A 12,197-nucleotide genomic window follows, 5' to 3' on the forward strand; every position below is an offset into this window, starting at 1 on the left:
CTCTGTCCCAGGCGCGCGGCCGGGCGCCGCGTGGCCGGCTTCCTGTTGCTGGTGTGTCTGGGTGCCTGTGGGGGCGGCACCGGCGATCCCAGCCGACCAGAGGGACCGTTGCCGGTGAACACGGTGGTGGCACCGGGCACCTGGGTCGTGCTGGGCTCCTCCAGTGCGGTCGGCGTCGGCGCTACCCCCGGCCAAGGCTGGGTGGCGCGCCTGGCGCGAACGCAGTCGGTGCATGCCGTGCAGGTGCAGAACCTCGCACGCGGGGGCAGCACCACTTACGCGGCCTTGCCCGCGGCCACCACACCGCCCCTGGACAGGCCGGCACCGGACCCGGGGCGCGGCCTGGACAGCGCCCTGGCACTCCAGCCCAGCCTGTTGATCCTTTCCTTCCCAAGCAACGACACCGCGGCCGGCTACGCTGCCGGGGAGACCGTCGGCAACCTCCTGACGGTCCGCCAGGCCGCGGCCGCTGCGGGCGTACCGACCCTGGTGCTCGGCACACAGCCGCGCAACGATCTCGCACCGTCGCAGCGCGAGGTTCTCGCCGCCATCGACGGCGCGCTGTCCGGCGAACTGGGACCGTGCTTCGTCCCGCTTCAACCCACCTTGGCGGGCCCGACGGGCGGCATCCACCCGGACTACGCGGCCGGTGATGGCATTCACCTGAACGACGCTGGCCACGCGCTGATCGCGCATCAGGTGCAGGCGGCACTGGACGGCGGGCTTTGTGTGCGGCCACCTGGCGGCTGAGCATCGCAGCAGCCGGGGCCATCCCCTGGGAAGGGGGGCTTCCGGCGTTTTCATCCGCCCGCACGATGCTGCCGATTGACGCCAACCCGCCACCGCGTACATGCTCTCGCTCGCGCGCCGATGGACGGCCGCCGGCTGCGGTCGTTGCCGCGCCGCCATCAAGGAGCATTCCATGAAGATCAGCCGCATGGCGGCACCGTTCCTCCTCGCTGCAACGTCGTTGGCACCGGCATGGGCCGCCGTCGAGGGGTACACGGTGGTCGACCCGTTCGGAGACACGGTGATCGACGGCAACGTCTGGGCCGACCAGGATCGCATCCGCGGCCTGACCGGCACCGCGCTGCGGCTGATGCAGCGCGACGTCGGTGCCGACACGTCCAACAGCGACGGCACCGCCTTGAGCTGGAGTGCGGCGCTGGCGCGACCGACGCCGGTGACGCAACTCCGTGGCATCGTGCGCGTCGGCGCGCTCGACCTGACCAACTGCGCGGCGAACACCGGCTACAACGCCCGCGTGCGGGCGCGGCTGCTGGGCACGTTCTTCAACACCGGCGTGCGCACCACCGGCAGCAACCTGGGCGACGTGCTGGCCCAGGTGTGGCTGGCCCGCTCTGCCAGCACCGGTGATGCCCCCGGCGTGCTGCGCGTCGAGGGCTGGGTGGGGGTCTGCCAGGACAGCACCTGCCAGGGTGCGCGACAGATCGGCACCACCGTGGCACTGGGCACGGCCAATGTCGGCGACAGCGTGACCCTGGCCGTGGAGTGGGACCGTGCGGCCAAGACCTTCCACTTCATCCGCGACAACGGGGCTGCCTCCGGTGCCGTGGCCTACACGGTCAACGACAGCACCGAACCGTCGGTCTCCTTCAAGACCGTCGGCACGCGGACCGAGGTGCCCAACTGCACCGCCGCGCGCGCGTCGGCGTCGATCGACGCCACCTTCGACACCATCAGCGTCAACGTCAAGGCCAGGCCATGAGCAAGCGTCGACTCACCTCCATTGCGCTGGCGCTCGTTGCCGGCAGCACCATGCTCCCTGCGGCGGCGGCCGAGAGCTACACGCTCTGGGACAACTTCAACAACGCCACGGCCATGAACCCCGACCGCTGGAGCGGCCTGGAGCGCACGCGCATCGTCAAGGACGGCGTGGCCCGCTTCACGCAGCGGGACATCGGCACCCAGATCAGCGACGACTCTTCGTCCGCCGCCAGCTGGGGCATGAACATCCGCGATGCGACGGACGCCATCCGCCAGATGCGCGCCGTGGTCACGATGACCGATTACGTCGTGGAGGGCTGCCCCGAGAACACCCAGCGGGCGTCGGTCGCCCAGGCGCGCATCATCGGCGAGTTCTTCAACGCCGGCGCCGGCGTGCCGACCAGCCGGATCGACGACGTCGGCGCGGTCGTACGCCTCGTGCGCCAGAGCAACTCCAGCGACGGTGCCGGCGTGATCCGGGTCGAGGGTGTGGTCTACCGGTGCCTGTCGAGCGACTGCAACTCGGTCACGGGCCTGGGCAGCGTCGATCTCGGCGCCAGTGCGCTCAACACGGCCGAAACGCTGCGCGTCGAATGGGAGCCCGAGCTGAATCGGTTCAACTTCCAGCGCGGCAGCAACGCCAAGCAGAGCGTCACGTACGAGGTCGGCGACAGCCAGCCGCCGTTCCAGTTGTTCCGACAGATCGGCACGCGCACGGAAGTGGCCAGCTGCTTCTCGAGCGCACGGCGTTCGGTCAGCGTTTCGGCCAAGTTCGACAACTTCGCCGTCAACAACTCCGCCGCGCCCTGACACGCGGCGGGCCCGCGACCCGGCGCCTCAGCGACGGGTCGCGGGTGGCAGGCTGTCCAGGAAGCGTTGCCACTGCGGCAGCACCTGCTCGGGCCGATAGGCCTGCGACACGCGTTCGCCGGCCCCCACCAGAGCATGGCGCAGCGCGGGCGCCACCGGGTCGATCACCTCGGTGACGGCGCGCGCCAGGTCCGCGGGCGAGTAGGTCTCGAAGTAGGCCGCAGCATCGCCGAAGATCTCCCGATGCACAGGGATGTCGGAGGCCACGACGGCGCCGCCACAGCGCATCGCCTCCACTCCCGAGAAATCGAAGCCCTCGCCCAGGCTGGGGCAGACCGTGGCCGCGGCATGGTGGTACAGCAGGCGAAGTTCACCCGCAGGCACCTCCTCGAGCATCTGCACGTCACCGCTGGCCAGCCAGGGCCTGAACCGGTTGACGATGCCGGCGTGGTCCCAGCCCAGGCTGCCCACGATGAGCAGCTTGAGTTCCGGAAAGCGCTCCAGGCGGAGCTGCTCCCAGGCCGCCAGCAAGGTCGCATGGTTCTTGCGCGGCTCCAGCGTCGAGACCATCAGCAGGTACTGGTGGCCGGGGCCGATCCAGCGCATGGCATCGGCCTCGGTGCCCTTGACCTGCTGGTTGCGCCGCGTGCGCACGATCTCGAACAGCCGACCGGCCGAGGTCTGCTCTGGAAAGTAGTGGTGCGACACCATGTTGTGGACGGTCACGCACCGTGGCTCCACCTGCGGGAACACCGTCAGCAGGTCGCGCCGTGTGGCCTCGGAGACGCAGGCGAACCAGGCCCCGTCCTTCACGTTGCGCGCCAGCGCGTGGTAGTGGGACGCCTGGTGGAACGACTTGTCGGTGATGGTGTGGGGCATCAGCAGCGGGATCGCATCGTGGTAGCGCACCACCATGTGCGTCCCGGCCGTCACGCGGCCCGGATAGGGGGTCTCGGCGATCATGACGTCGAAGCCGCGGGTGTCGATGCGCGGATACAGCGGGCCTCCCACCCTGCGCGTGGACAGGCCGATGGCATGCGCGAGGTTCCAGGGCACGCGCGCGACACGCATGTGGGCACTGGCCACGGTGGGCAGGTCCTCCACGGGCAGCGTGCGAGCGAACAGGTCACGCCACACGAAGTCGCGGAACGGTTCGCCGTCGAACCAGCCCAGTGGTTCGCGCAGCCCGATCGCCGCACGCGAGACGAATCGCACGGGGGCCAGCGTGGCGCGCAGGGCGTCGGCCAGGCGCTCGCCGATGCGCGGGCGTTCGCTCGGCCGCAGCGACACCACCACCCGGGACAGGCGATGGATGCGCTGGTCGATGCTCAGGCGCCGATAGGCCGGGGTGTCCGGATGCGGCAAGCCACGCGCGATGACACGGTTGCTGCTCTGCAGGAGTCCTTCGACCTGCAACCCCGGCAGGGTGGTGAGGCCACGGAAGAGCAGTCGCGCCTCCTGCGGGATGCCGGCATGGCCATCCAGGGCAGGGCGCATTTCCAGGAGGATCTTCAAGGTTCGGGGGCTTCCGCAGGTGCGCGGCCCGCCAGCAGGCGGCGGTACAGCGCGATGGTCTGATCCGCCATTGTCTCAGCGCTGAAGTGGCGGGCCCAGCGCTCCCGGCCGGCCTGCCCGCAGCGCACGCGCAACGCCGGGTCGGCCAGCAGCCGATTGAGCGCCGCGCCCAACGCTGGCACGTCGCCGGGCGGCACCTGCAGGCCACTGACCTCGTGCCGGTGCAGCCAACCGATGCCCGAGCCCGGGATGTCGCTGGCCACCACCGGCACACCGCGTGCCATGGCCTCCAGCACCGCCACACCATAGGCCTCGGCGCGCACGGTGGAGGCCATGCAGAACAGCTCGGCCAACCGAAAGTACGCCTCGACGCTGTCGGCCGAGAGCGGCCCGACGAACTGCACCCGGTCGGCCACGCCGGCCTGCTCGGCCAGGGCGCGGTAGCGCCCCAGATCGGGCCCACCGCCGCCGATGACGATGTCTACGTCGGGCGGCAGCATGGGCACCACCTTCACCAGCAGGTCCCAGCCCTTGTAGTAGGTCATGCGGCCCAGCGCAAACACGATGCGCCGTCCGGCATGGCGCTGGCGGATGCGTTCCAGGCGGCGCGCCGTCGGCTCCCCGGGCACTGGCGCGCCGATGGGAATGACCACGACCTTCTCGCGCACCAGGCGCAGCCAGGGCGAACTGGCCGCATAAGGCGGGCTGGTGGCAATCACGGCGTCGGCCCGCCGGAGCAACCACCGCTGCAGCGGCTCATAGGCGTGCCGTGCCACACGCTGGCGCACCACGTCACTGTGCCAGTGCAGCACCACGCGGCCGCGCGGCCGCGCCACCCACACGGCCAACGCGGCGAGCGGATCCGGCATGTGCACATGAACGATGTCGTAGCCGTCACGGCGTCGGCGCAGTTCGCTGACGAGCCCCGGCGCCATGGACGTCGACATCAGCATCCCGAACGAACCGGCGCGGGTAACGCGTACGCCCAGCGAGTCGACTTCCTCTGCATTCGGTCGGCGCTTGTGGGCGCATAGGACCTCGACCTGCAGACCGGCACGGACGAAGCCGGCGCTGAGGTCACGGGCCACCGCCTCGATGCCGCCGTGGTCCGGTGGGTAGAACTTGGAGACCTGGAGGACCTTCACCGGCCCGTGCCCTTCCCGACTTGCCAGCGCGCCTCCAGCACCTGCCGCAGCTGCGCGCCGGCGGCGGCCCAGGTCAGGGTGGCCGCGCGCGCCAGGCCGCGGGCCCGCAGGTCCGCACGCAATGCCGCATCGTCGACCAGGCGCTGCAGTCCGGCAGCGATGCCCGCGATGTCCCGCGGATCGACGTACAACGCAGCGTCGCCGCAGACCTCAGGGAGCGACGCCGCGTGAGCGGCCAGCACCGGGCAGCCCTCGAGCATGGCCTCCAGCGGCGGCAGCCCGAATCCCTCGTAGACCGACGGGAAGGCCAATGCATCAGCGTGCCGGTACAACGCTACCAGTAGCGCGTCGTCGACCGAAGTCAGGACCAGCGTCCGGTCGCCCACGGGCGAAGTGCCGGCGTCGGCGAAGACGCGCGGGTGGCTGCCGCCGGCCAGCACCAGCACATGCGCCGGCGCATGCACCCTTGCCCAGGCGGCCTGCAGCACGGCAAGGTTCTTCGTCGGATTGGCGCTGCCCACGGCCACGACGAAGCGGCGGCCCTGCAGGTCGGGCGGCAGATCGGCCGGCATGACGGCGCCGATGTGGTCGGCACCACCCGGCACGATGTCGAAACGCGATGCCGGCACCTGCAGCGCGGCAGACAGGCGGTCGCGGGAAAAGCCGGAGATCGTCATCAACGGGTCGGCGCGCCGGGCCAGCCGCCGGAACAGCCACCGGTACCAGCGCCGAAAAGGCGCGGAGTATGCCTCGGGATGGTCGAACACCGCCGCGTCATGCAGCACGCTGCCCAGTCGTGCGGCCCACGCCGGCGCCGAACCGGACAGGCACAACAAGCGCCCCTGCCGCGCCGCCCAGGGCAGCGCCACCTGCTCCCAGCCATGCAGCCCGCCGGGCCCGGCCCAGGACAGCGTGCGCACCCGCACCGCGCGCAGCGTGGGCACCTGTGCGCCGGGCGGCACCAGCAGCGTCCAGGTGCGGCCGTCCGGGTGCCCCGCCAGGCTGGCGTCCAGGGCCACGAGGAGGTGGCGCGCATAGCGCTGCACGCCCGTCGTGCGCTGCGCGCAGAACTTGCCGTTGACGAACACCGGCCGCAGTGGCGGCGCCGGCTCCCGCGCCGTCAATGCTCGCGGAAGCTTCGCCGCAGACCGGACAGCAGCGGATCCAGCAGGAAATCCAGTGCCGTGCGGTCGGAGGTCGTGACGAAGACTTCGGTGGCCATGCCGGGGTGCAACGTTACACCCGCGGACTGCACCTCCGTGGCCGGCACCTCGACCTGGATCAGGAAATACGGCGGCCCGCCCTGCGGGTCGTGCAGCGCATCGGCCGAGACCTGCACCAGCGTGCCGTCGAGCAGCGGCACCTCGCGCTGACGCGCGCCCAGGAGCCGCACCTCGGCCTTCAGCCCGGGGCGCAGTTCCGACACGGCGTCCGGCCCCACCCGCGCCTCCACCACCAGCGGCACGTCCACCGGCACGATGTCCACCAGCGGCTCGCGTGGCCCCACGGCGGAGCCCACGGTGTTGACACGCAGGCTCACCAGCCGCCCGGCCACCGGCGCGGTGACCACCTGACGGCCCGCGGTGTCGCTGCCAGCCCGCAGGCGCTCCTCCAGGTCGACCACCCGGGCCCCGGCTTCGGCCAGTTCCTCGCTGGCCTGCTGCACGTAGGCGGCACGCAGGCTCTCCATGCGGCCGGCCAGTTCGGCACGCCGCTGCCGCGCCTGCGCCGACTCGGCCCGCGCACCCTCGATGCGCGCCTCGTAGTCGGCCACGCCGCGCTGCAGCGTCATCACGCGGCTGCGGTTGACGAAGTTCTCGCGCGCCAGCGCCTCGTTGGAGGCGATCTCCTCGCGCAGCAGGGCCAGGGCCTGCGTGGAGGCCGCGTCGTTGCGGCGATGGGCCGCGATCTCGGTGTCGATGTCGGCGATCTGGGCCGCAGCCGCCTGCAGCTGGCGGTCCAGCGACTGGCGGCGCGCCAGGAAGTTGGCCCGTTCGCGGGCCAGCGCCTCGCGCCCACGCACGTCATCGGCACCCGGCGGCAGCGTGCCGGCCCAGGCCGATGCCAGTGACCGCTCCGCGGTGAGCCGATCCACGCGCAGGCGCTCGGTCAGCAGCTGCGCCTGCAGCAGGTCGACGCTGGAGGCCACGCGCTCGTCCTCCAGCATGATCAGCGTCTGCCCGCGCGCCACGGCCTGGCCCTCGCGCACCAGCACCTGGGCCACGATGCCGCCATCGCGGTGGCTCACCGTCTGGCGGTTGGCCTCGACCTTGACGCTGCCGCCACCGACGATGGCCCCGGAGATCGGTGCGGCGACGAACCACAGCAGCGCCACCGCGGCCCAGCCGGCCAGGGCCAGCAGACCGGCGCGGCGCCAGCGTGCCAGCAGAACCGCCAGATAAGGCGCGGCTTCGGGCCCGGGCGACGCGGCAGCGGCGGGAAACTGGGTCACGCTCATGCGGCACCTCCGGCAATCGCCGTCGGCCTCGGCATCACGCTGTCGACCGAACCCTCATGCTCGACGGCGCCGTCACGCAGCACGAGCACACGGTCGGCCGCCGCGAGCACGGCCCGTCGTTGCGACACCACCACCACGGCCATGCCCGCGGCCTTGAGGCCCCGCAAGGCCTCCACCAGCGCGCGCTCGCCCTCGGCATCCAGGCTGGCGTCGGGTTCGTCGAGCACGACCAGTGGTGGGTCGCCGTACAGGGCCCGCGCCAGGCCCACACGCTGGCGTTGGCCCCCCGACAGGCGCACCCCCTGCGGGCCGTCGAGCGGTGTGTCGTACCCGGCCGGCAGGCGCAGCAGCAACTCGTGCACGCGGGCACGCTCGGCCGCGCGCAGCACCGCCGTGGCGTCCGGCACGCCCAGGCGCGCGATGTTCTCGGCGACCGTGCCGGCAAACAGCGCCACGTCCTGCGGCAGGTAGCCCACGCACGCACCGAGCCGGTCCGCGTCGTAGGCCGAGAGCTCGGCGCCGTCCAGGCGCACCGTGCCGGCGGTGGGCGGCACCGCGCCCACCAGCAGACGCACCAGGGTCGACTTGCCGGCGCCGCTGGGGCCCAGCACGGCCAGCACCTCGCCAGGATCGACGCCGAAGCTCACGCCGCGCAGCACGGGCCGCGTGGCGCCCGGAGGCACATACTGCAACCCCTCCACCTGCAGCACACCGCGCGGGCGGGGCAGTTCGGTCTTCGCGGCGGCCTCGTCGCCGCCAGCCAGCAGCGTGCGCAATCGCCGGTAGGCCGCGCGCGCCTCGACCACCGTGCGCCAGTTGCCCACCAGCAGTTCCAGCGGGGCCAGCGCCCGCGCCAGGATGATCGTGGTGGCCAGCATCACGCCCGGCGTGGCACGCTCGCCGATCACCAGCCAGGCACCGACACCGAGCATCACCACCTGGACCGACTGGCGTGCCACCCGGGACAGCGCCGTGACCGCGGCGCTGACGGCCGACAACGACAGTGCGCGCGCCTGTCCCAGGTCGCTGGCCGCCAGCCAGCGCGCCACCACCGCCGGCACCATGCCCAGGGCCACGACCGGCTCGGCCTGGCGCACCGCTGCGTCGATCTGTCGCGCCGCGGCACGATTGGCCTCGCCCAGCGCCTCGATGGGCGCCCGCGTGAGGCGTTCGTTCACCCACGCCAGCAGCACCAGCGCCGCCACGCACGCGGTGGCCAGGCCACCGAGCACGGGGTGGAAGAGGAAGATCAGCGCAAGGTAGAACACCGTCCAGGGCGCGTCCAGCAGCGCCAGCACGCCGGCGCCGGAAACGAAGGCGCGCACGCGGGCCAGGTCCTGCAGGCCTTCGCGCGCCGCTGGATCCTCCGGCCCGGCGCGCAGCGCGCGCGCAATCAGCGTCGGCCCCAGCTCACGTTCACAGAGCAGGCCCATGGCCGACAGCGTGCGCGCCCTGTAGTGCTCCAGCACCCCCATCAGCGCCAGCGTGAAGAGCGCGATGGCCGCCATCACCAGCAGCGTTTCCACGCTGCGGGTGGTCAGCACCCGGTCGAAGACCTGGAGCATGAACAGCGATGGCGCCAGCAGGGCCAGGTTGGCCACCATGCTGAAGACCAGGGCGGTGCGCAGCGGCGTGCGCAGCAGGTGCAGGAGGCGCTGTGTCGTCATCCTTCGTGTGTCCGGCGGGTGGTCAGGGCCCGAAGATCAGGTCGGTGGTGGTGGTGGCGCCGGTGCCGCTGAGCGTGGCCAGCAGCGTGAGCTCGGCGGTCTCCACCGCCGCATCGGCATCGCCCGCGGTGAACAGGTACAGCGCGCTGTCCACGCCGTTGTCCACCATGAACAACCGCGTGGCCCCCACGCTGTAGCCGCTGCTGGCGCTGCCGATGGCCGCCGCCGCCTTGGCCGCCGTGATGCCGCCGGTGATGTCCCCGGTGACGACGACGAACTCGGCATTGACCGCGAAGCCCCCCGGCCCGGCAATGGTGGTGGCGTTGTCCACCGACGTGTCGCCGTTGCGGATCGCGATGGCCGCCTGGCTGACCACGAGCTTGTCCACGCCACTGGTGAAGTCGCTGATGGTGTCGCTGCCCACCAGGCTGTCCAGCACCACCCGGTCGGCGCCGCCGCCGGTGGTGATAGCGTCGTTGCCGGCGCCGCCGGTGAGCGTGTTGGCGGCACCATTGCCGGTGAGCTGGTTGTTGCCCGCGTTGCCGGTGCCGATCTGTGCGCTGCCGATCAGGGTCAGGTTCTCGACGTTGGCCCCGAGCACGAAGTCGACACTGGACTGCACGCTGTCGGTACCTTCACCTGCCAGCTCCACGGCAGTGTCGAAGGCGTTGTTGACCAGGTACAAATCGTTGCCCGCGCCGCCGGCCATGGCGTCGCCGCCGCCGCCGCCGTTGAGGGTGTCGTTGCCGCTGCCGCCGTTGAGCGTGTCGTCGCCGGCGCCGCCCTTGAGGTTGTCGTTGCCGCCTTCGCCGTTGAGCACGTCGTTGCCGGCGGTGCCCACCATGACCTGGCCGAACTCGTTGCCGGTGGCCGTGGTGGCCGAGCCCTTGAGCTCGAAGCGCTCGACCTCCACGCCGGCGGCCAGGGTGTAGTCGACGCTGGTGCGCACGATGTCGAAGCCGCCGCCCACTGACTCGACGATGAGGTCGGAGGCGTGGTCGACGATGTAGGTGTCGCCACCGGTGCCGCCGATCATCGTGTCGATGCCGGTGCCGCCGTCGAGCTGATCGTCGCCGCCGCCGCCGACCAGGGTGTCGGCGCCGGCCAGCCCGAAGAGCTTGTCGGCGCCACCCAGGCCGGTGAGGGTGTTGGCCGCGTTGTTGCCCTGCAGGTTGTTGTTGAGCAGGTTGCCGGTGCCGTTGGCGGCGCTGCCGGCGAGCACCAGGGCTTCGACCTCGTCGCCCAGGGTGTAGTCGATGTTGCTGGTGACGGTGTCGTAGCCGCCACCGGCCACTTCGATCACCTGGTCGCCGGCCTGCGCGACGGAGTAGCTGTCGTTGCCGCCGCCGCCGATCATGGTGTCGTCGCCACCGCCGCCGCGCAGGCTGTCGCTGCCGCCGCCGCCGTTGAGGGTGTCGTTGCCGGCGCCGCCGTCGAGGACGTCGTCACCGCCCAGGCCCAGGATGACGTCGTCGCCGCCCAGGCCGTTGAGCGTGTTGGCGCCGCTGGTGCCGGTCAGGGCGTTGTTCTCTCCGTTTCCGGTGCCGTCCAGGTCGGCGGTGCCGGTGAGCGTGAGGTTCTCGACGTTGTCGCCGAGCGTGAAGCTCACGCTGGCGCTGACGCTGTCGATGCCGGCACCGGCGGCTTCGGTCACGGTGTCGCCGGCGTCGTCGACGACGTAGCTGTCGTCGCCGGCGCCACCGGCCATAGTGTCGGCACCGGCCTTGCCGTCGATCAGGTTGTTGCCGGCGTTGCCGGTGATCTGGTTGGCCTGGCCGTTGCCGGTGCCGCTGATGTTGGCGCTGCCGGTGAGGATCAGGTGCTCCAGGCCGCTGCCCAGCGTGTAGCTGATGTTGGCGCGCACGGTGTCGGTGCCTTCGCCCGGGTTCTCCACCACCACGTCGCCGGCGTTGTTGACGTAGTACAGGTCGTCGCCGGTGCCACCGGTCATGCTGTCGGCACCACCGCCGCCGTCCAGGGTGTCGTTGCCGGCGAAGCCGGTCAAGGTGTTGTCCAGCGCGTTGCCGGTGAGCACGTTGTCCAGGTCGTTGCCCGTGCCCGTCGTCGCCGGCGACTCGAGCGTCAGGTTCTCCAGGTGCGCGCCCAGCACATAGTCGATGCTGGCGATCACCGTGTCGGTGCCGCCGTCCTCGTTCTCGATGATCACATCCGTCGCTTCGTCGACCGTGTAGGTGTCGTCGCTGTCACCGTAGGCGAAGACCTGCACGCCGGGGGCGTCATCGTCGGCGATGGTGACGGTGCCGAAACTCGTGCCGATACTGGCGTTGGTGGCACCGCTCAGGTTGATGCGGAAGGTTTCGCTGGATTCCGACGTACCGTTGTTGATCAGTTCGACGCGGATGTACTTGACGGTCTCACCGGGCAGGAAGCTCAGGCTTCCGCTGACACCTTGATAGTCGCTGCCGTTGGCGGCCGTCACGTTGGCCGTGGTGTAACTCACCGAGACCGTTGAGGCGCTTGCCGCGCTGAGCGAAACCGCCACGTCCACGAACCCTGCTCGCTCGACCACCGTCTTGTCGATGACGGAAACGACTGGAGACGCTGCCAACGCGCCATCACTGAGCGCGATGCTCGCCGCACCGGATGCGTCTGAAATCTGTGCACCAACGGCGTTGCTCAGGTTCAGGTAGAACCTCTCGGCCCCTTCGGCCGTGCCGTCGTCGATCAGGTCCACCGTCACCAGCTTGACCGACTCACCAGGCGCAAAACTCAGCGTGCCGCTGGTCGCCACGTAGTCGCTGCCCGCCACCGCGCTGCCGTTGGCCGTGGCGTAGTCCACCGTCACCGTGCTGGTGCTGTTCTGCCCCACCGCCTCACCCAGCGTGACCATGAAGGTCGCCGTGCCCGCCTTCT

At 71.1% G+C, this 12,197-nt stretch carries 9 protein-coding genes; 3 read left to right on the top strand and 6 right to left on the bottom strand.

Annotated features, from left to right (window positions below; genetic code table 11):
• Positions 1–114: 114 nt before the first annotated feature.
• The 3 genes from ENE75_RS20650 to ENE75_RS20660 all read left to right on the top strand — a co-directional run bounded on the left by ENE75_RS20650 (position 115) and on the right by ENE75_RS20660 (position 2,538).
• Complete coding sequence (locus ENE75_RS20650; protein WP_158289033.1) at positions 115–750, top strand: SGNH/GDSL hydrolase family protein; 636 nt, start codon at positions 115–117, stop codon at positions 748–750.
• Between the two features lie 172 nt (positions 751–922).
• Positions 923–1,729 carry a hypothetical protein gene (locus ENE75_RS20655; protein WP_128200234.1) on the top strand — a complete coding sequence of 269 codons (807 nt, stop codon included), beginning with the start codon at positions 923–925 and terminating at the stop codon, positions 1,727–1,729.
• The gene (locus ENE75_RS20660; protein WP_128200235.1) at positions 1,726–2,538 is read left to right on the top strand and encodes a hypothetical protein; all 813 of its coding nucleotides are present in this window, start codon (positions 1,726–1,728) and stop codon (positions 2,536–2,538) included. Before ENE75_RS20655 ends, ENE75_RS20660 begins: the two co-directional genes overlap by 4 nt.
• 27 nt (positions 2,539–2,565) lie before the next feature.
• Here ENE75_RS20660 and ENE75_RS20665 read toward each other — a convergent pair whose 3' ends face one another.
• The 6 genes from ENE75_RS20665 to ENE75_RS20690 form a co-directional block, all read right to left on the bottom strand.
• Positions 2,566–4,053, bottom strand: coding sequence for a glycosyltransferase family 4 protein (locus ENE75_RS20665; protein ID WP_199232374.1), 1,488 nt, complete (start codon positions 4,051–4,053; stop codon positions 2,566–2,568).
• Entirely contained in the window at positions 4,050–5,198 is a 1,149-nt protein-coding gene (locus tag ENE75_RS20670) for a glycosyltransferase (RefSeq protein WP_128200237.1), read from the bottom strand. The genes ENE75_RS20665 and ENE75_RS20670 overlap by 4 nt, the downstream gene beginning before the upstream one ends.
• Positions 5,195–6,322 (bottom strand): glycosyltransferase family 4 protein, encoded by a 1,128-nt coding sequence (locus tag ENE75_RS20675; RefSeq protein WP_128200238.1) that lies wholly within the window; start codon positions 6,320–6,322, stop codon positions 5,195–5,197. Before ENE75_RS20675 ends, ENE75_RS20670 begins: the two co-directional genes overlap by 4 nt.
• Entirely contained in the window at positions 6,319–7,656 is a 1,338-nt protein-coding gene (locus ENE75_RS20680; protein WP_128200239.1) for an HlyD family type I secretion periplasmic adaptor subunit, read from the bottom strand. Before ENE75_RS20680 ends, ENE75_RS20675 begins: the two co-directional genes overlap by 4 nt.
• On the bottom strand, positions 7,653–9,323 hold the full coding sequence (locus tag ENE75_RS20685; protein WP_128200240.1) for a type I secretion system permease/ATPase: 1,671 nt from the start codon (positions 9,321–9,323) through the stop codon (positions 7,653–7,655). Before ENE75_RS20685 ends, ENE75_RS20680 begins: the two co-directional genes overlap by 4 nt.
• A 22-nt stretch (positions 9,324–9,345) precedes the next feature.
• Positions 9,346–12,197, bottom strand: a 2,852-nt coding sequence (locus tag ENE75_RS20690; RefSeq protein ID WP_310733645.1) for a calcium-binding protein, incomplete at its 5' end; no start/stop codon positions are given.

This window comes from Rubrivivax albus (assembly GCF_004016515.1).
Taxonomy (GTDB): domain Bacteria; phylum Pseudomonadota; class Gammaproteobacteria; order Burkholderiales; family Burkholderiaceae_C; genus Rubrivivax; species Rubrivivax albus.

Coding starts and splice junctions, on each gene's coding strand:
- ENE75_RS20660 (WP_128200235.1), top strand. CDS start 1,726: ATGAGCAAGCGTCGACTCACCTCCATTGCGCTGGCGCTCGTTGCCGGC.
- ENE75_RS20655 (WP_128200234.1), top strand. CDS start 923: ATGAAGATCAGCCGCATGGCGGCACCGTTCCTCCTCGCTGCAACGTCG.
- ENE75_RS20685 (WP_128200240.1), bottom strand. CDS start 9,323: ATGACGACACAGCGCCTCCTGCACCTGCTGCGCACGCCGCTGCGCACC.
- ENE75_RS20680 (WP_128200239.1), bottom strand. CDS start 7,656: ATGAGCGTGACCCAGTTTCCCGCCGCTGCCGCGTCGCCCGGGCCCGAA.